Genomic DNA, 23,872 nt, shown 5'->3' with positions numbered 1-23,872 from the left:
CTATCATTAGCAGCAATCGTGGCCCAAGCAGTACTCAGGTGACCGCACATGAATGAATTACAGCTCGATGACTTCAAAACCGACGAAAACGCCGCCATGGTGTTGTTGGTGGACGATCAGGCGATGATCGGCGAGGCGGTGCGCCGTGGTCTGTCGAACGAAGAAAACATCGACTTCCACTTCTGCGCCGACCCGCACCAGGCCATCGCCCAGGCGATCCGCATCAAGCCGACGGTGATCCTTCAGGATCTGGTCATGCCCGGCCTGGACGGCCTGAGCCTGGTGCGCGAATACCGTAATCACCCGGCGACCAAGGACATTCCGATCATTGTCCTGTCGACCAAGGAAGACCCGCTGATCAAGAGCGCGGCGTTTGCCGCCGGGGCCAACGATTACCTGGTCAAGCTGCCGGACAACATCGAACTGGTGGCGCGCATCCGCTATCACTCACGCTCCTACATGACCCTGCTGCAGCGTGACGCGGCGTACCGTGCGTTGCGGGTCAGCCAGCAACAGTTGCTCGACACCAACCTGGTGCTGCAACGCTTGATGAACTCCGACGGCCTGACCGGGCTGTCGAACCGTCGGCACTTCGACGAATACCTGGAACTGGAGTGGCGGCGTTCGTTGCGTGACCAGACGCAATTGTCGTTGCTGATGATCGATGTCGACTATTTCAAGTCCTACAACGACAGTTTTGGCCACCTCGAAGGCGATGAAGCCCTGCGCAAAGTCGCCACGGCCATTCGCGACGCCAGTGCCAGGCCATCGGACCTGCCGGCCCGTTACGGCGGCGAAGAGTTCGTCCTGGTCTTGCCCAACACCTCGCCGGGCGGTGCGCGGCTGGTGGCGGAAAAACTGCGCCAGACCGTGGTCGGATTGAAGATCCCGCACGTTTTCCCGACCGAAGGTTCGTGCCTGACCATCAGCATCGGCCTGTCGACCGTGATCCCGCAGCCGGGCAGCGACTGCCGGCAATTGATCTTGGCGGCGGACAAGGGGCTGTACCTGGCGAAGAACAATGGGCGCAATCAGGTGGGAATTGAGTAACCCGCTGACTGTAGCGCTGTAGCAGCTGCCGAGCCCGCGAGGCTGCGTTCGAGGACGAAGTCCTCGCAAGTCCTGTGTATGCGGTTTGCCTGAATGACCGCGTTGTCTGACTTTACGACGGCTGCGCCGCCGAACGCAGCCTCGCGGGCTCGGCAGCTGCTACGGGCCCCCCGCGTTATTCCGTAAACCATTCGCCCCTAAAGCCGCCAGGCGGGCTGCCTTGACAGCGTGATTACGTTATACTCGCCGGCTTTCAAAAGTTCGCCAACGAGTGCTGCCCGCCATGGAAATCAACCCGATCCTTAACAGTATCAAGGACCTGTCCGAGCGCTCCGAAACTATTCGGGGGTATCTTTGACTACGATCAAAAGCATGAGCGTCTGACCGAAGTCAATCGCGAGCTTGAAGATCCGAGTGTCTGGAACAACCCTGAGTACGCTCAGAACCTGGGTCGCGAGCGCTCTGCGCTGGCCCAGATCGTAGAAACCCTCGATGAAATGTCCAGCGGTCTGGCCGATGCCAAGGACCTGCTGTTGATGTCTGCCGAGGAAGAAGACCAGGCCGCCGTCGACGACGTAGCCCTTGAAGTGGAGCGCCTGCGCGAAGCCCTCGAGAAGCTCGAATTCCGTCGCATGTTCAGCGGCGAGATGGACCAGAACAACGCCTACCTGGACATCCAGGCCGGCTCCGGCGGTACCGAGGCCCAGGACTGGGCCAACATCCTGCTGCGCATGTACCTGCGCTGGGCGGATAAACGGGGTTTCGACGCGACCATCATGGAATTGTCGGCCGGTGAAGTCGCCGGTATCAAAGGCGCGACCGTGCACATCAAGGGTGAATACGCCTTTGGCTGGCTGCGTACCGAAATCGGCGTGCACCGTCTGGTGCGCAAGAGCCCGTTCGACTCCGGCAACCGTCGTCACACCTCGTTCTCGGCCGTGTTCGTGTCGCCGGAAATCGATGACAACATCGAAATCGACATCAACCCGTCGGACCTGCGCATCGACACCTACCGCTCCTCCGGTGCCGGTGGTCAGCACGTAAACACCACCGACTCGGCCGTACGGATTACTCACGTACCGACCAACACCGTGGTCAGCTGCCAGAACGAACGCTCCCAGCACGCCAACAAAGACACCGCGATGAAAATGTTGCGGGCGCGCTTGTACGAGCAGGAAGTGCAGAAACGCAACGCCGCCTCCCAGGCCCTGGAAGACACCAAGTCGGACATCGGCTGGGGTCACCAGATCCGTTCGTACGTGCTCGATGCCTCGCGGATCAAGGATCTGCGCACCAACATCGAACGCAGCGACTGCGACAAGGTGCTCGACGGCGACATCGACGAATACCTGGTGGCGAGCCTGAAACAAGGGCTGTAAGACGTGCAATACAGGATCGCCTGATACAGCGCGATCCCTGTAGGAGCTGGCTTGCCAGCGATCCCCGGCCGAAGGCCGGGGCAACGAACCTGATGGAATATTTAAAGACATGAGCGACCTACAACTCGACCCGCAAGCCCTGCAACAGGAAGAAAACTCCCTGATCGCCCTGCGCAAGGAAAAGCTTGCTGCCGAGCGCGCCAAGGGCCAGGCCTTCCCCAACGACTTCCGCCGCGACGCCTACTGCGAAGACTTGCAGAAGAAGTACGCGGACAAGACCAAGGAAGAGCTGGCAGAGGCTGCGATCCCGGTCAAGGTTGCCGGTCGTCTCATGCTCAACCGTGGCTCGTTCATGGTGATTCAGGACATGTCCGGGCGCATCCAGGTTTACGTCAACCGTAAAACCCTGTCCGAAGAGACCCTGGCCGCGGTGAAAACCTGGGACCTGGGCGACATCATTGCCGCCGAAGGCACCCTGGCCCGTTCCGGCAAGGGCGACCTGTACGTTGAAATGACCAACGTGCGCCTGCTGACCAAATCCCTGCGCCCGCTGCCAGACAAGCACCACGGCCTGTCCGACACCGAGCAGCGCTACCGCCAGCGTTACGTCGACCTGATCGTCAACGAAGACGTGCGCCAGACCTTCCGCGTGCGTTCGCAAGTGATTGCGCACATCCGCAGCTTCCTGATGAAGCGTGACTTCCTGGAAGTCGAAACGCCGATGCTGCAAACCATTCCGGGCGGTGCGGCGGCCAAGCCGTTCGAAACTCACCACAACGCGCTGGACATGCAGATGTTCTTGCGCATTGCGCCGGAGCTGTACCTCAAGCGGCTTGTTGTTGGCGGGTTTGAAAAAGTCTTCGAAATCAACCGCAACTTCCGTAACGAAGGCGTTTCGACCCGGCACAACCCCGAGTTCACCATGCTCGAGTTCTACCAGGCCCACGCTGACTACGAAGACAACATGGACCTGACCGAGGAACTGTTCCGCGAACTGGCGCAGCTGGTTCTGGGCAGCACCGACGTGCCTTACGGCGACAAGGTGTTCCACTTCGGCGAGCCGTTCGTGCGCCTGTCGGTGTTCGACTCGATCCTCAAGTACAACCCTGAACTGACCGCTGCCGACCTGAACGACATCGACAAGGCCCGCGCCATCGCCAAGAAGGCCGGCGCCAAGGTGCTCGGTTTCGAAGGCCTGGGCAAACTGCAGGTGATGATTTTCGAAGAACTGGTCGAGCACAAGCTGGAACAGCCGCACTTCATTACCCAGTACCCGTTCGAAGTGTCGCCGCTGGCCCGTCGTAACGACGAGAACCCGAACGTCACCGACCGTTTCGAACTGTTCATCGGCGGCCGTGAAATCGCCAACGCCTACTCCGAGTTGAACGACGCGGAAGACCAGGCTGAGCGCTTCATGGCACAGGTGGCCGACAAGGACGCTGGCGACGATGAAGCCATGCACTACGACGCCGACTTCGTTCGTGCGCTGGAGTACGGCATGCCGCCGACCGCCGGTGAAGGGATCGGCATCGACCGTCTGGTGATGTTGCTGACCAACTCACCGTCGATTCGCGACGTGATCCTGTTCCCGCACATGCGCCCGCAAGCGTAAATGTTTCAATTAAAAAGCCGCCTAAAACAGGCGGCTTTTTATTGCCTGTCTGGTACAAACGTATCAATTGGTTACTTTTGACGTTAGAGAGGAATACCTGTCGTGAATCGTGCAATTGCTCAAGAAGGTGCAGCGGATATCGCCACTGCGGTCGCTGAAAGTGTTCAGTACCAGGGCCGCAAGGCCAGCCGACAGGGCAGCGAACAGCGTCGACAGGACATTCTCGACGCGGCGATGCGCATTGTCGTGCGCGATGGCGTGCGGGCCGTGCGGCACCGTGCGGTGGCAGCCGAGGCCTGTGTGCCGCTGTCGGCCACCACTTACTATTTCAAGGACATCGATGACCTGCTCACCGATACCTTCGCCCAATACGTGGAGCGCAGCGCGGCATACATGGCCCGGTTGTGGGCCAGCAACGAAGGCCTGTTGCGCGAGATGGTTGTCAGCGGTGATGGCACCGCCGAGTCGCGCTCACAGCTGGCGGACGATATCGCACGGCTGATGGCTGACTATGTTCATCGGCAATTGATCAATCGCCGCGAGCACCTGATGGCCGAGCAAGCCTTCCGTCAGGAAGCGTTGCTCAACCCGCGTCTGGCGTTGTTGGTGCGTTCCCATCAACAAATTCTCTTGCAGGGCACCTGCCAGCTTTTCGAAGTATTGGGTTCCCGCGAGCCACAACAAGATGCCAAAGTGTTGACGGCGATTGTCGGACGGATGGAATATCAGGGCCTGCTCAACGATGCCGAGCCTGTTGCCGAAGAGGAAATGCTCGGCATCCTGACCCGCTACATGCACCTGGTACTGGCGTCGGTGTAACCCCTTGTGGGACTCAACCCTGTGGGAGAGTGGCCAGTAGGGGGCATCGTGTGTCGATAGGGAGTGTTGAATGAAAGCCTGGCGTGTCGTGGTGATCGCCTTGTCGTTCCTGCTGCTCAGTGGCTGCCTGGTGACCTTCAAGGAGTCGCTGCCCGCCAGCGAGTCCGCGCCCAAAGGGTTGCTCGGCAAATGGGCCAGCACCAATGCCTGGGGCGAGCCGATGAACCTGGAACTGACACGCGTCGGCGACAATCACTACCAGGCGGTCAGCTACTTCAAGGCCAAACCCCATGAGCGCGAAGCCTATCCTTTCACGGTGTCGCGCCATGGCAATCGCTGGTATCTGTCGGCGAAGGTGCCGGCGCAGTTCGGCGGGCATTTCACCATCGCCGGTTTCGAGCTCAACGATAAGCACGAACTGGTGGTCTACAACCTCGACCTTGAGCAGATCAGACAGGCCATGGGGCAAGAAGCCCTCAGTGGCGAAGGCTTTCAGACTGAAGATGGCGATGGGGTGTTGATCAACAACAGCCTGGATCAGGTATTCGCCTACCTCGACGACCCGGCCAATTCCGATGTCTTCGTCGAAGCGGTACGCTATCAGCGCCTGGCCAAAACCAAATAAACCCAGCACGTAACAGCTTTACTACAGGAGTCTCGGGTGGACGAATACCAGCAGACGATACGCATGTTGTCCGATCGCATAGTGCTGGCGCAGACGCCGATTCGCATTCTGGATGCGGTCAAGTGGGATGACAGTATTCGCAAGGGGTTCCTCAAGGGCAAGGGCAAGGAAATGCCGGCCGTGGACCGCGACTACTACCTCAATCGACCGCTGTCGTTCGACTCCAGCAAAGTGAAGCTGGAGTTCCAGAACATCGAGCGCGACATCACTCGGCAACTTGGCCAGTTCAACCCGGTCGGGCAGATCATGCGCCGCATGTGCAAGGAATACCGCATGGTGGTGCGCATGCTTGAAGCGCGCGGCACCGAGGATTTCGGGCTGATTTCCCAGGAATTGTACGGCGCGGCCTCCGATGCGTTTCACGCCGGCGACCCGACCCTGGCCGACCTGGGGCTGATGCTCTCCGATTACCTGAACAACATCGACGGCCGTGGCGACCTCAAGGACGAACCGAAAGTCCTCACCGCCAAGGAAGCCGTCGACCTGCTGCAACATCGGTTGAACAAGGTGTTTGGCGAAAACGAGGAAACCATCCGGGTGTTCGAGTCCGACGGGATCGTCGCCGACGCGGCGGCCGGCGCCGACTACATCAAGATCCGCACCGACGCGATGTTCAACAATCGCGACGTGCGTGCGCTGGAAGTCCATGAAGGGCTGGTGCATGTGGGCACCACCCTCAACGGCCTGAATCAGCCGATCTGTACGTTCCTGTCCAAGGGCCCGCCGTCGTCCACCGTGACTCAGGAGGGCCTGGCGATCCTGATGGAAATCATCACCTTCGCCTCCTACCCGAGCCGCTTGCGCAAACTGACCAACCGCACCCGCGCCATTCATATGGTGGAGGAGGGCGCGGACTTCTTGCAGATCTTTGAGTTCTTCCGGGCTCAGGGCTTTGAAATGGCCGAAAGCTACGGCAATGCCAGTCGGGTGTTCCGCGGCTCGGTGCCGAATGGTCTGCCATTTACCAAAGACTTGTCCTACCTCAAGGGCTTTATCATGATTTACAACTACATTCAGTTGGCCGTGCGCAAAGGCAAGCTGGAGCAGATACCGCTGTTGTTCTGCGGCAAGACTACGCTGGAGGACATGCGGACCTTGCGCCAATTGGTGGACGAAGGCCTGGTGGTGCCGCCCAAGTACCTGCCCGAGCAGTTCCGCGACATGAACGCGTTGTCGGCGTGGATGTGCTTCTCCAACTTCCTCAACCACCTGAGCCTGGACCGGATCGAAGCGGATTACTCCAATATCCTTTGATTCAGATCATTCCCACGCTCTGCTTGGGAATGCCGCCATGGACGCTTCGCGTCCACTGTGACGCAGAGCGTCACGGTATGCACTCCCACGCGGAGCATGGGAACGATCACCCACATTGAGGCTTCACCGGATGAGAATCCTCGGCATCTTCTGCCTGCTCCTGGCCCTCGGCGGTTGCAGCTCTTTGCTGTTCTACCCCGAGCCCGGCCAGCCGTTCACCCCGGAAAAAGCCAAGCTCGACTATCGCGACGTCACCCTGACCACTGCCGACGGCCTCAAGCTGCATGGCTGGTGGCTGCCGGCGAAAAAAGGCGTCGAAGTCAAAGGCACTGTGCTGCATCTGCACGGTAACGGCGGCAACCTGGCGTGGCATCTGGGTGCGAGCTGGTGGTTGCCGAAGCAGGGCTATCAGGTGTTGCTGGTGGACTATCGCGGGTACGGATTGTCCGAAGGTAAGCCGGCGTTGCCGGAGATTTATCAGGACATCGACGCCGCCTTCACATGGCTCGACCAGGCGCCGGAGGTCAAGGGCAAGCCGTTGATCCTTCTCGGTCAGAGCCTTGGCGGTTCGATGGCCGTGCATTACCTGGCCCAGCATCCCGAGCGCCAGCGGCAACTCAAGGCTTTCGTGCTCGATGGCGTGCCTGCCAGCTACCGCGATGTCGGGCGTTTCGCCCTCAGCACCTCCTGGATGACCTGGCCGTTCCAGGTGCCGTTGTCCTGGCTGGTGCCGGATGGCGATAGCGCGATCCGTTCCATGACGCAGCTCAATGGTGTACCGAAACTGATCTATCACAGTATCGATGATCAGCTGGTGCCCCTTTCCAACGGCATCCGACTGTATCAAGCTGCGCCGCCGCCGCGAGTGCTGCAACTGACCCGGGGCGGTCATGTGCAAACCTTCGCCGACCCGGTCTGGCGAAAAGTCATGCTGCGTTACCTCGAAGACCCGCAGCATTTCAACGGCCTGCGCCGCCTGGGTGAAATTCCGAATTACCCGGCACCCCCGAATTCTGAAGATGAACCACCAGAGAGTCCGCAATGAGTGAAGAACGTAACGCCATCCCGCTGATCATCACCGGTATTTGCAGCATCCTCGGCACCGTCGGGGCCCTGTGGTGGTACGGCTACCTGCACTTCGCCAAACCTGAGGATGCGTTGCTGCTCAGCGACTTCACCATGCTCAAGACCGTGCCGGGCGAAGACTACAAAATCTCCCTGGAACCGGCTGCGCAAGTGGCGCAGTGCATCGATGGCGTACTGGTGATGTTTGATACCGAACAGAAAGGCCTGACCGGCGTACTGGTCAACAACAAGAAAAAAGCCGTGCGCTGCATGGGCCAGGAAACCCCGCAAAAACTCGAACAGTAAAATCCCACCTCCATTGGCAATGATGAACCCTTGTGGCGAGGGGGCTTGCCCCCGTTGGGTCGCGAAGCGGCCCTAAAACCTGCATTCGCGTTTTGTCAGGTACACCTTGCGGGATGGTTTCACGACTGCTTCGCAGCCGAACGGGGGCAAGCCCCCTCGCCACAGGGTTGCTTGGCCCCAAGACAAGTGTTCGATCAATAAGAAGCCCCGCCTGATCCGATCAGGCGGGGCTTTTGTGTTTCAGCAGGTGAAACTTAGTTCGAGCTGACAGCCGAACGCGGTATCACCGGCTGGTTGTCGTTGGAAATGGTCACTTCCACCCGACGGTTCATCGCACGGCCGGAGACGCTGGTGTTTTCGGCCACCGGGTATTCCTTGCCATAACCCTGGACCACGATGCGCGCCGGGTCGACACCCATCTTGATCAGGGCCACTTGCACCGAGGTCGCGCGCCGCTCGGACAGCGACTGGTTGTACGACGCCGCGCCGGTGCTGTCGGTGTAGCCTTCGACAATCACTTTACGGTCGGGGTTTTCCTGAAGGAACTGCGCCAGTTTGTTGATGTTCACCAAGCCGCTGGGTTTCAGGTCGGCCTTGTTGGTGGCGAATAGTACGTCACCGAACGTTACCAGCGTGCCGCGATCGGTCTGTTTGGCGTTGAGGCTGGCCTGCAATTGTTTGATCTGCTGGTCGCGGGCATCCAGACGCGCCTGGGCTCGCTGAGCCGCGGCGTTCTTCAGGTTGTTTTCCGCGGTGCGCAGGGCGATGGTCTGCTTGGCCACTTCAACGCGCTGGTTGGTCAGGTAAGCCAGTTGGTCGACCTTGTTCTGGTCTTCCTTGTCCTGGTAAGCCTTGTCGGCCTTGTCCAGGTAATCGCTGGCGTCTTTGGTTTCCAGTGCCGCGACTTTGCTGGCTTGCGGGTTGGCTTGCAGGCCGGCGTAGTTGGTGCGGGCTTGCTCCAGGTTGGTGTTGGGCGGTGTGGCGCAGGCAGCCAGTGCAATGCTTGCGGCCAGGAGGGCGGGTATCATCAGTTGTTTGCGCATGGTGGTTCGTCCTTTCTATCGATAAAAGTGTCAGGCCTGAAAATCGGGATGCGCGCTCACTGCACGGTGCGCTGACTTTCCTGACGCAGTTCCTGAACACCTTTCTGTGAGTCCTTTACAGCCTGTTCGGCTTTCATCGCCTGGGCTTTGCGTTCTGCCACTCGGGCGTCCCACTCGGCCTGTTCGGCGAGCATTTTGGCTTCGTCATACTTTTTGTCGTGCATGGCGATTTCGGCTTGTTTGAGCTTGTCCTGAGCGGACTTCATTTCCACCGCGGCGAATTCGGTGCCTCCGGCGCTGACGGCACTGTTCACGGTCGATTGAGTCACGGCGTATTGCTCGGTGGGCGGGTTGCCGGCGCATCCGGCCAGAACCAAACTGCTGCCGATGGCCAGGGCCGCCAGTTTGAGACCGCGCAGGTGGGTGGACGAGGATGAAGCAGTGCTGGTCTTCATGGTTTCAACTCCGTTGGATAACTCCTGAAATACATCTGAATCCATCCTGGGCAAGGAGCCGCAACCTTCGATTTCCAGAGCATTTTGAAACGGCCGTCCCAGGCGTGGTTACTGGGTTGACCCGAGGCGTTTTTTAAAAGTTCAGAGAAAATGGCCTTTCGCCCGAAAAAACTTTGACCTGACGGACAAGGCTCTAAATCGGGAACTTTAGTCGTGCGCAGAGGTATTTCCGGCCCTGCACGGGCCAGGAAATACGTATTTCTGGAAGGGGAGCAAGACGCGCAAATCAGTGTTTTGGCTTGTCGTTTTCGGTCGACAAATCGTGCAAGTGACGACGGGACAAGGCGAGAAAACGCGGGGTTGGACCGACGTCTTCGTACAGCGGATCGCCTTCTTCATCGGTGGCGACCACCGTTGACCCTTTCACATACGGAAAGCTCGCTTCGAGCTCTTCCAGGGCGGCGCCGATCAATTCTCCGAGCAGTTCTTCAGGGTGCCGTTTGGGGTACATATCGATAATCGCCGCCAGCCGTGCGGCGGCTTCCACGTCCAGACGAATCGTGTAGCCGGAGTCGGTCAGGCGACCCTTGGCGTTTTCTTCCCAGTGCTTGGCAAGCTCGCGGATTTTCATAATGACCTCATTACGCACCTGCTCATGGCAGGCCGGGTGAGTGTCCGGCGGTGGCCGGTGGCAAGCCGCTGTACGGCTTGGTGTTGAGCCTAGCTGCAACGTTCGGGGTTTGCAGTCCCTGGTTTACTTGTAAGAACCGCTTTACAACGGCACTCTCTATTATCAAAGCATAGCCGCCCGGATTTTCGCTGGAGAACTGCTGATGACCGATATTGATGCACGCTTGCGCGAGGACGTTCACCTGTTGGGTGAGCTATTGGGCAACACCATTCGCGAGCAGTACGGGGATGGCTTTATCGACAAGATCGAGCAAATCCGCAAAGGCGCCAAGGCCGACCGTCGCGGTTCGATGGATGCCGAACTCAGCGCCAGCCTCAACCAGTTGAGCGAGGACGAATTGCTGCCGGTGGCGCGGGCGTTCAACCAGTTCCTCAACCTGGCCAATATCGCCGAGCAATATCAGCTGATTCACCGCCGCGAAGAGTCACAACCCGCGCCGTTCGAGGCCCGGGTGTTGCCGGAGCTGCTCACTCGCCTGTTGGCTGCGGGGCATGACGCCGAATCCCTGGCCCGGCAATTGGGGCGGGTGGACATCGAGCTGGTATTGACGGCGCACCCCACCGAAGTGGCGCGACGCACACTGATCCAGAAATACGACGCGATCGCCGCGCAACTGGCGGCCCTGGATCATCGCGACCTGACCAGCGCCGAGCGCGAGCAGATCAAGACCACCTTGCAGCGCCTGATCGCCGAAGCCTGGCACACCGAAGAAATCCGCCGCACCCGCCCGACACCTGTAGACGAAGCCAAGTGGGGCTTTGCGGTGATCGAGCATTCGTTGTGGCAGGCGATTCCCAACTATTTGCGCAAAGCCGACCAGGCCCTGCATGCCGCCACTGGCCTGCATCTGCCGCTGGAGGCCGCACCGATTCGCTTCGCCTCGTGGATGGGCGGCGACCGTGACGGTAACCCCAACGTCACCGCCGCCGTGACCCGCGAAGTATTGTTGCTGGCTCGCTGGATGGCTGCCGATTTGTATGTGCGCGATGTCGATCACCTCGCCGCCGAATTGTCGATGCAACAGGCCAGTGACGCCCTGAAAGCCAAGGCTGGCGACAGCGCCGAGCCTTACCGCGCGGTACTCAAACAGCTGCGTGAGCGCCTGCGCGCAACCCGTAATTGGGCCCAGGCCTCCCTGACGGCCACCACGCCGGCGTCCGCCGATGTGCTGCAAAACAACCGCGACCTGCTGGACCCGTTGGAGCTGTGTTACCACTCGCTGCATGAATGCGGCATGGGCGTTATCGCCGATGGCCCGTTGCTCGACTGCCTGCGCCGAGCGGTGACGTTCGGGCTGTTTCTGGTGCGCCTCGATGTGCGACAGGACTCCTCGCGCCACACCGCAGCCATGACCGAAATCACCGATTACCTCGGCCTGGGTCGTTATGAGGACTGGAACGAAGAGGAGCGCATCGCCTTCCTGATGCGCGAACTGAACAATCGCCGGCCGTTGCTGCCGGCCTACTTCAAGCCGTCTGCCGACACCGCCGAAGTGCTGGCGACGTGCCGGGAAATCGCTGCCGCGCCGGGGGCTTCCCTCGGCTCGTATGTGATTTCCATGGCTGGCGCCGCTTCCGACGTGCTGGCCGTGCAGTTGCTGCTCAAGGAATCCGGCGTGTTGCGGCCGATGCGCGTGGTGCCGCTGTTCGAAACCCTCGCCGACCTCGATAACGCGGGCCCGGTGATCGAAAAGCTGTTGTTGCTGCCGGGTTATCGCTCGCGCCTGCAAGGGCCGCAGGAAGTGATGATCGGTTATTCCGACTCGGCCAAGGACGCCGGCACTACGGCGGCGGCCTGGGCGCAGTATCGGGCGCAGGAGCGTCTGGTGGATATTTGCCGGGAGCAACAAGTGGAGCTGCTGTTGTTCCACGGCCGTGGCGGCACCGTGGGCCGTGGTGGCGGCCCGGCGCACGCAGCGATTCTGTCGCAGCCGCCGGGGTCGGTGGCGGGGCGTTTCCGCACCACCGAGCAGGGGGAAATGATTCGTTTCAAATTCGGCCTGCCGGACATCGCGGAGCAAAACCTCAATCTGTACCTGGCGGCGGTGCTGGAAGCGACCTTGCTGCCGCCACCACCTCCTACGCCTGCCTGGCGCCATTTGATGGACGAACTGGCCGCCGATGGGGTCAAGGCTTACCGCGCCGTGGTGCGGGAAAATCCGCAGTTCGTCGAGTATTTCCGCCAGTCCACCCCGGAGCAGGAGTTGGGGCGCTTACCGTTGGGCAGCCGCCCGGCCAAGCGCCGCGCCGGCGGCATCGAAAGCCTGCGCGCCATTCCGTGGATTTTCGGCTGGACCCAGACGCGCCTGATGTTGCCGGCCTGGCTCGGCTGGGAAACGGCGCTGAGCAAGGCGCTGGAGCGCGGCGAAGGGGAGCTGCTGGGGCAGATGCGCGAGCAATGGCCGTTCTTCCGCACCCGTATCGATATGCTGGAAATGGTGCTGGCCAAGGCCGACGCCGATATCGCCCAGTCTTACGACGAGCGCCTGGTCGAGCCGGATCTGCTCCCTTTGGGTGCGCATTTACGCGACCTATTGTCGCAGGCCTGTGCGGTGGTCCTGGGGCTGACGGGTCAGTCCCAGCTACTGGCACATAGCCCAGACACCCTTGAATTCATCCGCCTGCGCAACACCTACCTCGACCCGCTGCATCTATTGCAGGCCGAACTGTTGGCCCGTTCGCGGCAGCAGGATGAAGCGCAGGGCAGCCCGGTAGAACAGGCGTTGCTGGTGTCTGTGGCGGGGATTGCCGCCGGTTTGCGAAATACCGGCTAAGGTTTTCGTCATAGGGAACAGGCACCTGGCGCGAGCGTCGAGTGCCTGTCGGCGAGCGGTTGAGAAGGTCTGTCAGGCGACAGTTAATGACGGGGTTGCGACTTGGGGTACCCCTTCGAAAGGGCACGTCCTGCGCAGGTTTCTCCGACTTTCGGCGGCTTGTGTGGGCAGGGCCTGCTGTGTATCTTGATCAGCCTTTGGCCGTTTGGGCGGTCACGACCCTATTTTTTGAGATTGGCCCTACGAGGCGAATCCTTTGTTTTGTTTAAGTAATTCTAAATAAAAAATTGAGGAGCACATCTAATGCGCGTCATTCTGCTGGGAGCTCCCGGGGCCGGTAAAGGTACTCAGGCTAAGTTCATCACCGAAAAGTTCGGCATTCCGCAAATCTCTACCGGTGACATGCTGCGTGCTGCTGTAAAAGCCGGCACCGAGCTGGGCATCAAAGCCAAAAGCATCATGGATGCCGGTGGTCTGGTCTCCGACGATCTGATCATCGCTTTGGTCAAGGACCGTATTGCGCAGCCTGACTGTGCCAACGGTTTCCTGTTCGACGGTTTCCCGCGCACCATTCCGCAAGCTGAAGCGTTGGTAGAAGCTGGCGTGGAACTGGACAACGTGGTCGAAATCGCCGTCGATGACGAAGAGATCGTTCAGCGTATCGCCGGTCGTCGCGTTCACGAGGCCAGCGGCCGCGTGTACCACACCGTGTACAACCCGCCGAAAATCGCCGGTAAAGACGACATCACCGGTGAAGAGCTGGTGCAGCGCAAGGACGACACCGAAGAAACCGTGCGTCATCGCCTGTCGGTCTACCACTCCCAGACCAAACCTCTGGTGGAGTTCTACCAAGGCCTGGCCGCTGCTCAGGGCAAGCCGAAGTACAGCCATATTCCGGGTGTCGGCTCGGTTGAGACGATTACCGGCAAGGTGCTTGAAGCACTGAGCTGAAAAGTCTGATCGGCTTCATCTTCTACGGCCCGCTTGCGGGCCGTAGTTGTTTATACTGGCGCACTTTTTCTGACCTCTCTTACGGATACATCGATGAGCACCTTGCTGGCCCTGGACACCGCGACTGAAGCTTGCTCCGTTGCCTTGCTGCATGACGGCAAGGTCACGAGCCATTACGAGGTGATCCCGCGCCTGCATGCGCAGAAGCTGTTGCCGATGATTCAGCAACTGCTGGCCGATGCCGGGACCACGCTGCAAGCGGTCGACGCCATTGCGTTCGGTCGTGGGCCGGGCGCGTTTACCGGTGTGCGGATCGCCATTGGCGTGGTGCAAGGGCTGGCGTTTGCGCTGGACCGTCCGGTGTTGCCGGTCTCCAACCTCGCGGTGCTCGCCCAGCGGGCTTATCGCGAACACGGCGTCAGCCAGGTCGCGGCAGCCATCGATGCGCGTATGGATGAGGTGTATTGGGGCTGCTACCGCGAAACGGCGGGGGAGATGCGGCTGGTGGGCAACGAAGCGGTATTGCCACCGGAAGCCGCCGCGTTGCCGGTCGATGCCAGCGGCGAGTGGTTCGGCGCGGGCACCGGTTGGGGTTATGCCGAGCGTATTGCAGTGAACCTGAGCGGCCAGGACGCGAGCATGCTGCCCCACGCCGAAGATTTGCTGACCCTGGCGCGTTTCGCCTGGGAACGCGGTGAAGCGATCGTGGCCGATCAGGCGCAGCCGGTGTATTTGCGCGATAAAGTCGCGACGCCGAAAGCGCGTTGATCCCGGTTGTCCTGTGGCGAGGGAGCTTGCTCCCGTTCGGCTGCGGAGCAGCCGTAGAACCTGACGGCGCGATGTATCTGACTGCGCGTGGGGGGCAGCTTCGCAGCCCAGCGGGAGCAAGCTCCCTCGCCACAAAGTGTTCCAACCGCAGCTAATCATCAGTTTCTGCCCGCCGCTTTTAAACCTTTTCGCTTTTCTGTGTTCTAGTTATCACTCGGCGGTTTGCGAAGTGGGTAATGCGCCACTAAACTGCCATCATCGATACCGAGCATGCACTTATGCGTATAGACGGCGTTTCCTCCCAGTCCTACCCGATCAAGCGCAAGCCTCGTAAAGGCCATGTGTCTGAGGATGACTCCGTCGATATCGACGGCGAGCTGGAATTCCCTACCGAAGAGCAATTGGCCGCCCGCGCCGCCAAAGCCTCCGCGCAACGCCTGAGCAATCTTCCCGCGCGTCAACAAGACATGATTTATCACCGCGCCATGAGCAAAAGCGTGGCGATGGCACTGGCCAGTTACCTGAGCACTGCCACTTTTGTCGATTGGGATGCGGATGTGCTGGGTCTCGACCTGTACATCTGATGCTGCCTTATTACCTCGGCTGCCCGTCCTGGAGCGAAAACGCCTGGCGCGACTACTTGTATCCACAGGACGCCAGGCCCGCCGAGTTTCTTGATCTTTATTCTCAAGTGTTCAACGCCGTGGAAGGCAATACGACCTTCTACGCGAGCCCGGCTGCCGCCACCGTGCAGCGCTGGGCCGAGACCATGCCCGAACACTTTCGCTTCACAGCCAAGTTTCCCGGCGACATCAGCCACAGCGGTGACCTGCGCGAACAATTGACCGCCACAGAAACTTTCCTGCAATTGCTCAGCCCTCTGGGGGCGCGGGTTTCGCCATTGTGGCTGCAATTGTCCAAAAACTTCACCCCGCAACGACTGTCAGAGCTGGCCGGTTTTATCGATGCGGTGGACCGGCCCTTGGCGGTCGAAGTGCGGCATGACGAGTTCTTTGCCAAGGGCGATGCCGAGCGAATGCTCAATCGCCTGTTGCTGGACCGTGGTGTCGAGCGCATTTGCCTCGATCCGCGAGCGCTGTTCAGCTGCACCTCGACCGATCCTTCGGTGCTTCACGCCCAATCGAAAAAGCCCAGGGTGCCGCCTCGCCCTGCGGCGTTCACTCAGTTTCCACAGGTGCGTTTCATCGGCCACCCCGAACTTGAAGCCAACGATCCGTTCCTGGTGCCATGGGTCGAGAAAATCGCCGTCTGGATCGAAGAGGGCCGCACGCCGTATATCTTTCTGCACACCGCCGATAACCTGCTGGCGGCGAAACTGGCACAACGTTTTCACGCACAACTGATGCAGCGTTTGCCTGGCTTGCCGCCGCTGCCTGAGCTATACAGAGAACCCGCCGCCGAGCAACTTGGTTTGCTCTGAAGCGGGTTTTCCCTTTTTCAGGAGTCTGCCAATGGATGCGCAAACCCTTCGAGCCCAGGCGTTCAAAGCACTGCACGAACGCGAGGGCGCCTTTGTCATTCCCAACCCCTGGGACGCCGGCTCAGCGAAAATGCTTGCCAGCCTGGGCTTCGAGGCACTGGCAACCACCAGCGCCGGTTATGCCTTTTCCCGGGGCCGTCCTGATGGTGGGCTGACGCTCGACGATACCCTGGCAAACGTTGAGGCGATTGTTGCGGCCACTGATTTGCCGGTCGCGGTGGATCTCGAAAACGGCTTTGCCGACGCTCCTGCCGAGTGCGCCCAAAGTATTCTGCGGGCCGCTCAGGCCGGTGCCGTAGGCGGTTCGATCGAGGATGCCACCGGGCGTGAAGACGGTCCGATCTACTGCTTCGAGCATGCCGTGGCGCGTATCGAAGCCGCTGTCGCAGCAGCGCGCAGTTTGCCTTTCCCCTTCACGTTGACGGCGCGTGCCGAGAACTATCTGCACGGCAATCCTGACCTCGACGACACCATTCGCCGTTTGCAGGCATTCGCCGAGGCCGGCGCGGACGTGCTTTACGCCCCAGGCCTGCGCAATGCCGAAGAGGTCTTGGCGGTGGTTCGCGCCGTGGCACCGAAACCGGTGAATGTGTTGATGTCCGGCGGGCTCAAGCTGACGGTAGCGCAGTTGAGCGAAATGGGCGTCAAACGCATCAGCGTCGGTTCAGCCCTGGCTTTGGCAGCGTATGGCGAGTTCTTGCGCGCGGCCGAGGAAATCCAGCAACACGGGACCTTTGGCTTCACTTCCCGGTCGATGCCGTTCCAGAAGGCCAATCAATTCTTCAAAGGCTGACGAGGTCGGGCCGTGATGGTTGGGCCGCTGAGGGGTTATGCGGCGATGCGCAGGTTCTGCAGAACGATCGGGCGCGCCCAGCCGTTATCGAAATCGAGTTGTTTCTGCTGTTCCACCAACTCTTGCGGTGAGAACGGCGGGAATGGCTTGTCCAGCAGGTCGAGTTCGAACTCGGCGATTGGCAAGTGCAGCGGACGCGGTTGCGGCGCGACACCAGGCTCGGGCAGCGGTTGACCGGCGGTGAGCACGATCGGGCGAACCCAGCCGCTTTCGAAGTCCTGCTGTTTCTGTTGCGCGACGATTTCTTCCGGCGGGAACGGTGGGAACGGTTTATCGGCCAGGTCCATTTCGAACTCGGCAATTGGCAGGAACAATGGCTCCGGCGGACGGACTTCGGTTTCTTTCACATCACATTCGCGCTGGGAAATGATGTGCGCCAGCAGCTCGCTGCCGACGGTCGGTTCGACCGGGCTGTCGAGATCGACCGGCGGAAAGTCCAGAGACGCCGGCACCACATCGCCCGACTGATCGGCCAGGGCCTGGGCAAAAAAATCTTGCCACAGGTGACTGACGCCGCTCAGTGCTTGGGAGTTTCGCAGGCCAAAATCGCCGTGGGGCGAGATGTAACCTATCGATGTGCGTTGAATGCCTGACATTTTTCTCGGTCGACGCTCAGCTCTGGCAAAATGCTCGATAGTTTGGTTATCGGCCGTTTTTGCCGATCATTAATTTTTTGAGCGTGTTTTCCCATGATTGAGCAACCTGCGGCCTGCCGCATCCATGTCGAAGCCTTGGGCGCGACGTTCCAGCCACAGGCCGAGCAATGGGCCGAGCGCCTGGGTTTGCCGTTGCAGGTGGATGACGGCGAGTTTGCCTTGCAGGTGGGTGAGCAGGGTTTGCAACTGCAACAACTGGGGCCGGATGCACCGGGGCCGGTGCGGGTCGACTTCGTCGAGGGTGGCGCGGCCCATCGTCGGTTGTACGGCGGCGGCAGCGGTCAGATGATCGCCAAGGCGGTCGGCATCGCCCAAGGCGTGCGGCCACGGGTGCTGGACGCCACGGCCGGGCTGGGCAAGGACGCGTTCGTGCTGGCCAGCCTGGGCTGCGAGATGAGCCTGATCGAGCGCCAGCCGCTGATCGGCGCCTTGCTTGAAGATGGTCTGGCACGCGGCGCGGAAGATTTCGACGTAGCGCCGATCGTGGCGCGTATGCGTTTGCTCAAGGGCAATTCGATCGAGGTGATGCGCAACTGGGAAGGCGAGCCGCCGCAGGTGATCTACCTCGACCCGATGTTTCCCCATCGAGAGAAAACCGCGTTGGTGAAGAAGGAAATGCGCCTGTTCCGGCCGCTGGTCGGCGATGATCCGGATGCGCCGGCCCTGCTCGCAGCGGCCTTAGCCCTGGCCAGCCACCGGGTGGTGGTCAAACGCCCGCGCAAGGCGCCGTGCATCGATGGGCCGAAGCCGAGCCATGCGCTGGACGGCAAGTCCAGCCGATATGACATTTATCCGAAGAAAGCGCTCAAGCCTTAAGATCGAGTCGCCTTCACTGATCGTTCCCACGCAGCGTGGGAACGATCATCACGCCAAATATCTATCAGGCCGACTCCGGCCGATACGCCCGCATAAACAATCCCACCACTTCCTGCACATGGGCTTCGGCCGCATCCCCGGTTACCGGTTCGCCGCAGCCATACAGCAAGCGGAAATTCCCCGCGCCCTTGAGCAGGCAGAAGAAGTGCTCGGCGGCATTGCGCGGTTTGTCGATGCTCAACACGCCACTCTGATCGATCTTGCTCAGCAAACGCTCCATGCCGTGCAGCACGCGTTCCGGCCCGGCCTCGAAGAAGATCTGTGCGAGTTTCGGGTCCTGGCTGCCCAGCGTCATCATCAGCCGGTGCAGGTTCACCGATTCGTCGCTGTTGATCAGTTGATGAAAGCCGTGTGCGATGTTCAGCAGCACGGTTTCCACGGCGACGCCGTCCGGCAATTCAAAAACCAGCGGAGGCAATTGCTCCTCGCATTTGGCCACGACAGCGGAAGAGAACAGCGTCTCCTTGTCGTTGAAATGGCTGTAGACCGTCAGCTTCGACACGCCGGCCTCAGTCGCTACGGCATCCATGCTGGTGTTGGCGTATCCCTTACTCAAAAACAGGATTTTCGCCGCGTCGAGGATTGCCCGGCGCTTGGCCAGATCCTTGGGACGGCCCGGACCGCTGGGGGTGGAAAGATTGTCTGACATTCTTCGCTTTTAATACTGGACTGGTGAGTTTGCTATTAATAACATACTGGTCAGTATAATTATTCCAAGCCCCATTAGCGAAAGGTCGTTCACCATGCTGCGCTTTGCCTTGCCCCTCGCGTTGCCGGTCAGTCTGGCTTTTTTATTGTCGGCATGTGGCCATGAAGAAGCCCCTCCGGTCAGCGTGCGCCCGGCCATGGTGGTGCAGCCAGAGCCCTCGGCCCAGGCAATGGAAAGCTATCCCGGCGAAGTTCGCGCGCGTTATGAGCCGGACCTTGCCTTCCGGATTGGCGGCAAAGTCAGCCGACGACTGGTCGAAGAAGGGCAGCGGGTCAAGGCTGACCAACCCCTGGCGGAACTCGATCCTCAGGACGTGCGCCTGCAACTGGAAGCCACCCGTGCCCAGGTCGCGGCTGCCGAAGCCAATCTGAACCTGGTGCGCGCCGAGCGTGATCGCTACAAGACCCTGATGGAGCGGCAGATGGTCAGCCGTTCGCAGTACGACAACGCGGAAAACCTCTACCGCTCCGGTGAGGCCCGCCTCAAGCAAATCAAAGCCGAATTCAACGTTTCGACCAATCAGGCCAGTTACGCGGTGCTGCGTGCGCCGCAGGATGGCGTGGTGGCCAAGCGTGCGGTTGAAGTCGGGCAAGTGGTGGCGGCCGGGCAAACCGTGTTTACCCTGGCCACCGATGGCGAGCGCGAAGTATTGATCAGCCTGCCGGAGCAGAGCTTCGGCCGCTTCAAGGTCGGTCAGCCGGTCTCGGTGGAGCTCTGGACCCAACCCGATCAGCGTTTCCCTGGGCAGATCCGTGAGTTGTCGCCTGCCGCCGATCCCAAATCCCGCACTTTTGCCGCCCGTATCGCTTTTACCGCCGGCAAGGTTCCCGCCGAACTCGGCCAGAGCGCCCGGGTGTTCATCCAGACTGCCGAAGTGGTGCCGTTGTCAGTGCCGCTGTCGGCCCTCACCGCAGAAAACGGCGCCACCTACGTGTGGGTGGTCGGCGCCAACAACACCTTGAAAAAAGTCCCGGTGCGGGTCGGTGCATTTGGCGAGAAAACCGTGCCGGTGCTCGAGGGACTGAACGCCAGCGACTGGGTGGTGGCGGCCGGTGTTCATGTGCTTCACGACGGGCAGCAAGTGCGCCCGGTGGATCGCTCCAATCGCGTGGTCAATCTGGCGCACAAGGAGTAATCCCCGATGGGTTTCAATCTATCCGAATGGGCGCTGCGTAACCGCCAGATCGTACTGTTCCTGATGCTCCTGCTGGCTGTGGTCGGGGCGTTGTCCTACACCAAGCTTGGCCAAAGCGAAGACCCGCCGTTCACCTTCAAGGCCATGGTAATTCGTACCAACTGGCCGGGGGCCACGGCCGAGGAAGTTTCGCGCCAGGTCACCGAGCGTATTGAAAAGAAACTGATGGAAACCGGGGAGTACGAACGGATCACCTCGTTCTCCCGCCCGGGCGAGTCCCAGGTGACGTTCATGGCGCGCGATTCCATGCATTCGGTGGATATCCCGGACCTCTGGTATCAGGTCCGCAAGAAGATCGGCGATATTCGCCAGACCCTGCCACCGGGTATCCAGGGCCCGTTTTTCAACGATGAATTCGGCACCACGTTCGGCAACATCTACGCCCTGACCGGCGAGGGCTTTGATTACGCAGTGCTCAAGGATTACGCCGACCGCATCCAGATCCAGCTGCAACGGGTCAAGGATGTGGGCAAGGTCGACCTGCTCGGGTTGCAGGACGAGAAGGTCTGGATCGAACTCTCCAACGTTAAACTGGCCACCCTCGGGGTGCCGCTGGCGGCGGTGCAGCAGGCGCTTGAAGAACAGAACGCGATGTCCACCGCAGGCTTCTTCGAAACCACCAGCGAGCGTTTGCAGCTACGGGTCTCGGGGAATTTTCAGACGGTCGACGAGATCAAGAACTTCCCGATTCGCGTTGCAGATCGCACGTTCCGCATCGGTGATGTGGCGGACGTTCGTCGTGGCTTCAACGATCCACCGGCGCCGCGCATGCGCTTCATGGCTGAAGACGCCATCGGTCTGGCGGTGGCCATGAAGGACGGTGGCGATATTCTGGTATTGGGCAAGGCGCTGGAAATCGAGTTCGCCCGGATTCAGCAAAACCTGCCGGCTGGCATGCAGTTGCGCAAAGTCTCCGATCAACCCGCCGCGGTGAAAACCGGTGTGGGCGAGTTCGTTCAGGTGCTGGTGGAGGCCCTGGCGATTGTGTTGCTGGTGAGCTTCTTCTCCCTCGGCGTGCGCACCGGCATGGTCGTAGCGCTGGCGATACCGCTGGTGTTGGCGATGACGTTCGCCTGCATGTATTACTTAGGGATAGGCCTGCACAAGATTTCCCTCGGCGCGCTGGTGCTGGCGCTGGGCTTGCTGGTGGATGATGCGATCATCGCCGTGGAAATGATGGCGATCAAAATGGAGCAGGGCTTCGACCGGATCAAGGCCGCCAGCTATGCCTGGACCAGCACCGCGTTCCCGATGCTCACCGGTACGTTGATCACCGCCGCCGGTTTCCTGCCGATCGCCACCGCGCAATCGGGCACCGGCGAGTACACCCGCTCGATCTTCCAGGTGGTGACCATCGCGCTACTGGCGTCGTGGGTGGCCGCCGTGGTTTTTGTGCCTTATCTGGGGGAGAAACTTCTGCCGGACCTGGCGAAAATTCACGCCGCCAAACACGGCACTGGCGACGGCCAACCCGACCCTTACGGCACGCCGTTCTATCAGCGCGTCAGACGGCTGGTGGAGTGGTGCGTGCGCCGACGCAAAACGGTGATCGTGCTGACCATCGTGATGTTCGTCGCGTCCGTGGTGCTGTTCCGTTTCGTGCCGCAGCAGTTCTTCCCGGCATCGGGGCGACTGGAATTGATGGTTGATCTGAAACTCGCCGAAGGTGCCTCCCTGAGCAACACCGCCGAGGAGGTCAAGCGTCTCGAAGGCCTGCTCAAGGATCACGCCGGGATCGACAACTATGTGGCTTATGTCGGCACCGGTTCGCCGCGTTTCTACCTGCCGCTGGACCAGCAACTTCCGGCTGCAAGCTTTGCGCAATTTGTTGTCCTGGCCAAAACCATCGAAGACCGCGAAGCCCTGCGCACTTGGCTGATCGAAACCCTCAATGAACAATTCCCGGCCCTGCGCTCGCGGGTCACGCGTCTGGAAAACGGCCCGCCGGTTGGCTATCCGGTGCAGTTCCGGGTCACCGGTGAGAACATTGCGGACGTCCGCGCCCTGGCGCGTAAAGTCGCGGCCAAGGTTCGCGAGAACCCACACGTGGCCAACGTGCATCTGGATTGGGAAGAGCCGAGCAAAGTCGTGTACCTGAACGTCGATCAGGATCGCGCGCGGGCGCTGGGCGTGAGCACGGCGAACCTCTCGGGGTTCCTGCGAAGCTCGCTGACCGGCTCCAGTGTCAGTCAGTACCGCGAAGACAACGAATTGATCGAGATCCTGCTGCGCGGCACGGTGCATGAGCGCACTGAACTGGCATTGCTGCCGAGCCTGGCCGTGCCGACCGACAACGGTCGCAGCGTGGCGCTGTCGCAGATTGCCACGCTGGAATACGGCTTTGAAGAAGGCATCATCTGGCACCGTAACCGCCTGCCCAACGTGACGGTTCGCGCCGACATCTACGGCAAGGAACAACCGGCGACACTGGTGCAGCAAATCATGCCGACCCTCGATCCGGTCCGCGCCGAACTGCCGGACGGCTATCTGCTGGAAGTCGGCGGTACGGTGGAAGACTCGGCTCGTGGGCAGAACTCGGTGAAGGCCGGCGTGCCGCTGTTCATCGTGGTGGTGCTGACGTTGCTGATGCTGCAACTGCGCAGTTTCTCACGCACTGCCATGGTGTTTCTGACAGCGCCGCTGGGGTTGATCGGGGTGACGCTGTTCCTGATGGTGTTCCGTCAGCCGTTCGGTTTCGTCGCCATGCTCGGGACCATCGCGCTGTCCGGGATGATCATGCGTAACTCGGTGATTCTGGTGGATCAGATCGAGCAGGACATCGCTGCCGGGCTCAAGCCCTGGCAGGCGATCATCGAGGCGACGGTGCGACGTTTCCGGCCGATTGTGTTGACCGCGCTGGCGGCGGTGCTGGCGATGATTCCATTATCGCGCAGTGTGTTTTTCGGGCCGATGGCGGTGGCGATCATGGGCGGGCTGATTGTGGCGACGGCGTTGACGTTGCTGTTCTTGCCGGCGTTGTATGCGGCTTGGTTCAGAGTGAAAAAAGAACCGGTTTGATCTTGGCGGCCTTCGGGCCGACCATGTTCTTGTTGGTGGTGTACATATCCATTTCTGCGGTAACGGCGGCTTATGGTTTCGCCCTTACGGCGACTCCCTTTTTTACAAGCGCCTAAAAAAGGAAGCAAAAAACGCTCGGGTATGACTCACCCACATAGGTAACAAAACAGTTCAAGCACATAGGTAACAGTTTTTAACTGGCACTGGTCGATT

Annotated in this window: 22 protein-coding genes; 17 read left to right on the top strand and 5 right to left on the bottom strand. The window is 60.4% G+C overall.

Features of this window, described 5'->3' with window-relative positions:
* Positions 1–48: 48 nt before the first annotated feature.
* The 8 genes from AC07VO_RS27485 (at position 49) to AC07VO_RS27450 (ending at position 8,170) form a co-directional block, all read left to right on the top strand.
* Positions 49–1,050, top strand: coding sequence for a response regulator (locus tag AC07VO_RS27485; protein WP_018926681.1), 1,002 nt, complete (start codon positions 49–51; stop codon positions 1,048–1,050).
* Between the two features lie 283 nt (positions 1,051–1,333).
* A protein-coding gene (prfB, locus tag AC07VO_RS27480) for a peptide chain release factor 2 (RefSeq protein WP_096481021.1) occupies positions 1,334–2,429 on the top strand; the annotation gives its coding sequence in 2 pieces (ribosomal slippage) (positions 1,334–1,405 and positions 1,407–2,429; 1,095 coding nt in all).
* A 109-nt stretch (positions 2,430–2,538) separates the two neighbouring features.
* Complete coding sequence (lysS, locus tag AC07VO_RS27475) at positions 2,539–4,041, top strand: lysine--tRNA ligase (RefSeq protein ID WP_018926680.1); 1,503 nt, start codon at positions 2,539–2,541, stop codon at positions 4,039–4,041.
* 102 nt (positions 4,042–4,143) lie between these two features.
* Positions 4,144–4,860, top strand: coding sequence for a TetR/AcrR family transcriptional regulator (locus tag AC07VO_RS27470; protein ID WP_007940176.1), 717 nt, complete (start codon positions 4,144–4,146; stop codon positions 4,858–4,860).
* A gap of 70 nt (positions 4,861–4,930) precedes the next feature.
* On the top strand, positions 4,931–5,485 hold the full coding sequence (locus AC07VO_RS27465; protein ID WP_064616250.1) for a hypothetical protein: 555 nt from the start codon (positions 4,931–4,933) through the stop codon (positions 5,483–5,485).
* 63 nt (positions 5,486–5,548) lie between these two features.
* Positions 5,549–6,799 carry a flavohemoglobin expression-modulating QEGLA motif protein gene (locus AC07VO_RS27460; RefSeq protein WP_172901247.1) on the top strand — a complete coding sequence of 417 codons (1,251 nt, stop codon included), beginning with the start codon at positions 5,549–5,551 and terminating at the stop codon, positions 6,797–6,799.
* A gap of 130 nt (positions 6,800–6,929) precedes the next feature.
* Positions 6,930–7,844 carry an alpha/beta hydrolase gene (locus AC07VO_RS27455; RefSeq protein WP_007940179.1) on the top strand — a complete coding sequence of 305 codons (915 nt, stop codon included), beginning with the start codon at positions 6,930–6,932 and terminating at the stop codon, positions 7,842–7,844.
* On the top strand, positions 7,841–8,170 hold the full coding sequence (locus tag AC07VO_RS27450) for a PA3694 family proteiin (RefSeq protein WP_007940182.1): 330 nt from the start codon (positions 7,841–7,843) through the stop codon (positions 8,168–8,170). Before AC07VO_RS27455 ends, AC07VO_RS27450 begins: the two co-directional genes overlap by 4 nt.
* 254 nt (positions 8,171–8,424) lie before the next feature.
* On the opposite strand, the gene lptF is transcribed toward AC07VO_RS27450, so the two are convergent.
* From lptF to AC07VO_RS27435, 3 genes are all read right to left on the bottom strand, one after another.
* Positions 8,425–9,213 (bottom strand): lipotoxin F family OmpA-related lipoprotein LptF, encoded by a 789-nt coding sequence (lptF, locus tag AC07VO_RS27445; RefSeq protein ID WP_064616253.1) that lies wholly within the window; start codon positions 9,211–9,213, stop codon positions 8,425–8,427.
* 56 nt (positions 9,214–9,269) lie between these two features.
* Positions 9,270–9,668 carry a DUF4398 domain-containing protein gene (locus tag AC07VO_RS27440; RefSeq protein WP_018926677.1) on the bottom strand — a complete coding sequence of 133 codons (399 nt, stop codon included), beginning with the start codon at positions 9,666–9,668 and terminating at the stop codon, positions 9,270–9,272.
* A gap of 286 nt (positions 9,669–9,954) precedes the next feature.
* A complete protein-coding gene (locus AC07VO_RS27435) occupies positions 9,955–10,299 on the bottom strand; it encodes a hypothetical protein (protein WP_064616254.1) in 345 nt (114 codons plus the stop codon).
* A 202-nt stretch (positions 10,300–10,501) separates the two neighbouring features.
* Between AC07VO_RS27435 and ppc the strand changes: the two genes are divergently transcribed.
* The 6 genes from ppc (at position 10,502) to AC07VO_RS27405 (ending at position 17,145) form a co-directional block, all read left to right on the top strand.
* Positions 10,502–13,132: a phosphoenolpyruvate carboxylase gene (ppc, locus tag AC07VO_RS27430; RefSeq protein WP_064616255.1), complete on the top strand. Its 2,631-nt coding sequence runs from the start codon at positions 10,502–10,504 to the stop codon at positions 13,130–13,132.
* Between the two features lie 303 nt (positions 13,133–13,435).
* The gene (gene adk, locus AC07VO_RS27425) at positions 13,436–14,083 is read left to right on the top strand and encodes an adenylate kinase (RefSeq protein WP_018926674.1); all 648 of its coding nucleotides are present in this window, start codon (positions 13,436–13,438) and stop codon (positions 14,081–14,083) included.
* A 93-nt stretch (positions 14,084–14,176) separates the two neighbouring features.
* Positions 14,177–14,851 (top strand): tRNA (adenosine(37)-N6)-threonylcarbamoyltransferase complex dimerization subunit type 1 TsaB, encoded by a 675-nt coding sequence (gene tsaB, locus AC07VO_RS27420; RefSeq protein ID WP_018926673.1) that lies wholly within the window; start codon positions 14,177–14,179, stop codon positions 14,849–14,851.
* Between the two features lie 278 nt (positions 14,852–15,129).
* Entirely contained in the window at positions 15,130–15,435 is a 306-nt protein-coding gene (locus AC07VO_RS27415; protein WP_007940187.1) for a hypothetical protein, read from the top strand.
* The gene (locus AC07VO_RS27410; RefSeq protein ID WP_086946363.1) at positions 15,432–16,292 is read left to right on the top strand and encodes a DUF72 domain-containing protein; all 861 of its coding nucleotides are present in this window, start codon (positions 15,432–15,434) and stop codon (positions 16,290–16,292) included. Before AC07VO_RS27415 ends, AC07VO_RS27410 begins: the two co-directional genes overlap by 4 nt.
* A gap of 31 nt (positions 16,293–16,323) precedes the next feature.
* Positions 16,324–17,145 carry an isocitrate lyase/PEP mutase family protein gene (locus AC07VO_RS27405; RefSeq protein ID WP_086946358.1) on the top strand — a complete coding sequence of 274 codons (822 nt, stop codon included), beginning with the start codon at positions 16,324–16,326 and terminating at the stop codon, positions 17,143–17,145.
* Between the two features lie 35 nt (positions 17,146–17,180).
* Here AC07VO_RS27405 and AC07VO_RS27400 read toward each other — a convergent pair whose 3' ends face one another.
* On the bottom strand, positions 17,181–17,801 hold the full coding sequence (locus tag AC07VO_RS27400; RefSeq protein WP_086946359.1) for an energy transducer TonB: 621 nt from the start codon (positions 17,799–17,801) through the stop codon (positions 17,181–17,183).
* Between the two features lie 93 nt (positions 17,802–17,894).
* Between AC07VO_RS27400 and AC07VO_RS27395 the strand changes: the two genes are divergently transcribed.
* Positions 17,895–18,677, top strand: coding sequence for a class I SAM-dependent methyltransferase (locus AC07VO_RS27395; RefSeq protein ID WP_086946360.1), 783 nt, complete (start codon positions 17,895–17,897; stop codon positions 18,675–18,677).
* 64 nt (positions 18,678–18,741) lie between these two features.
* Here the strand turns inward: AC07VO_RS27395 and AC07VO_RS27390 are convergent, their stop codons facing one another.
* A complete protein-coding gene (locus AC07VO_RS27390) occupies positions 18,742–19,386 on the bottom strand; it encodes a TetR/AcrR family transcriptional regulator (RefSeq protein WP_018926667.1) in 645 nt (214 codons plus the stop codon).
* A gap of 94 nt (positions 19,387–19,480) precedes the next feature.
* Here AC07VO_RS27390 and AC07VO_RS27385 point away from each other — a divergent pair, with 94 nt between their 5' ends.
* The gene (locus AC07VO_RS27385) at positions 19,481–20,581 is read left to right on the top strand and encodes an efflux RND transporter periplasmic adaptor subunit (protein WP_019581601.1); all 1,101 of its coding nucleotides are present in this window, start codon (positions 19,481–19,483) and stop codon (positions 20,579–20,581) included.
* A gap of 6 nt (positions 20,582–20,587) precedes the next feature.
* Positions 20,588–23,659, top strand: a complete 3,072-nt coding sequence (locus AC07VO_RS27380; protein ID WP_086946361.1) for an efflux RND transporter permease subunit — start codon at positions 20,588–20,590, stop codon at positions 23,657–23,659.
* The last annotated feature ends 213 nt before the right edge of the window (positions 23,660–23,872 follow it).

The sequence above is a fragment of the Pseudomonas sp. GW821-FHT03E01 genome (assembly GCF_059420765.1).
The sequence above is the reverse complement of the archived record's forward strand: the minus strand, read 5'-3'. Positions and strand labels throughout refer to the sequence as shown.

Bases quoted from the DNA above. Each gene is read 5' to 3' on its own strand.
- AC07VO_RS27460 (WP_172901247.1), top strand. From the start codon at position 5,549: ATGTTGTCCGATCGCATAGTGCTGGCGCAGACGCCGATTCGCATTCTG.
- AC07VO_RS27415 (WP_007940187.1), top strand. From the start codon at position 15,130: ATGCGTATAGACGGCGTTTCCTCCCAGTCCTACCCGATCAAGCGCAAG.
- AC07VO_RS27440 (WP_018926677.1), bottom strand. From the start codon at position 9,668: ATGAAGACCAGCACTGCTTCATCCTCGTCCACCCACCTGCGCGGTCTC.
- AC07VO_RS27485 (WP_018926681.1), top strand. From the start codon at position 49: ATGAATGAATTACAGCTCGATGACTTCAAAACCGACGAAAACGCCGCC.
- AC07VO_RS27390 (WP_018926667.1), bottom strand. From the start codon at position 19,386: ATGTCAGACAATCTTTCCACCCCCAGCGGTCCGGGCCGTCCCAAGGAT.
- lysS (WP_018926680.1), top strand. From the start codon at position 2,539: ATGAGCGACCTACAACTCGACCCGCAAGCCCTGCAACAGGAAGAAAAC.
- AC07VO_RS27455 (WP_007940179.1), top strand. From the start codon at position 6,930: ATGAGAATCCTCGGCATCTTCTGCCTGCTCCTGGCCCTCGGCGGTTGC.
- AC07VO_RS27465 (WP_064616250.1), top strand. From the start codon at position 4,931: ATGAAAGCCTGGCGTGTCGTGGTGATCGCCTTGTCGTTCCTGCTGCTC.
- ppc (WP_064616255.1), top strand. From the start codon at position 10,502: ATGACCGATATTGATGCACGCTTGCGCGAGGACGTTCACCTGTTGGGT.
- AC07VO_RS27395 (WP_086946360.1), top strand. From the start codon at position 17,895: ATGATTGAGCAACCTGCGGCCTGCCGCATCCATGTCGAAGCCTTGGGC.
- lptF (WP_064616253.1), bottom strand. From the start codon at position 9,213: ATGCGCAAACAACTGATGATACCCGCCCTCCTGGCCGCAAGCATTGCA.
- AC07VO_RS27385 (WP_019581601.1), top strand. From the start codon at position 19,481: ATGCTGCGCTTTGCCTTGCCCCTCGCGTTGCCGGTCAGTCTGGCTTTT.
- AC07VO_RS27405 (WP_086946358.1), top strand. From the start codon at position 16,324: ATGGATGCGCAAACCCTTCGAGCCCAGGCGTTCAAAGCACTGCACGAA.
- AC07VO_RS27380 (WP_086946361.1), top strand. From the start codon at position 20,588: ATGGGTTTCAATCTATCCGAATGGGCGCTGCGTAACCGCCAGATCGTA.
- AC07VO_RS27400 (WP_086946359.1), bottom strand. From the start codon at position 17,801: ATGTCAGGCATTCAACGCACATCGATAGGTTACATCTCGCCCCACGGC.
- tsaB (WP_018926673.1), top strand. From the start codon at position 14,177: ATGAGCACCTTGCTGGCCCTGGACACCGCGACTGAAGCTTGCTCCGTT.
- AC07VO_RS27435 (WP_064616254.1), bottom strand. From the start codon at position 10,299: ATGAAAATCCGCGAGCTTGCCAAGCACTGGGAAGAAAACGCCAAGGGT.
- adk (WP_018926674.1), top strand. From the start codon at position 13,436: ATGCGCGTCATTCTGCTGGGAGCTCCCGGGGCCGGTAAAGGTACTCAG.
- AC07VO_RS27450 (WP_007940182.1), top strand. From the start codon at position 7,841: ATGAGTGAAGAACGTAACGCCATCCCGCTGATCATCACCGGTATTTGC.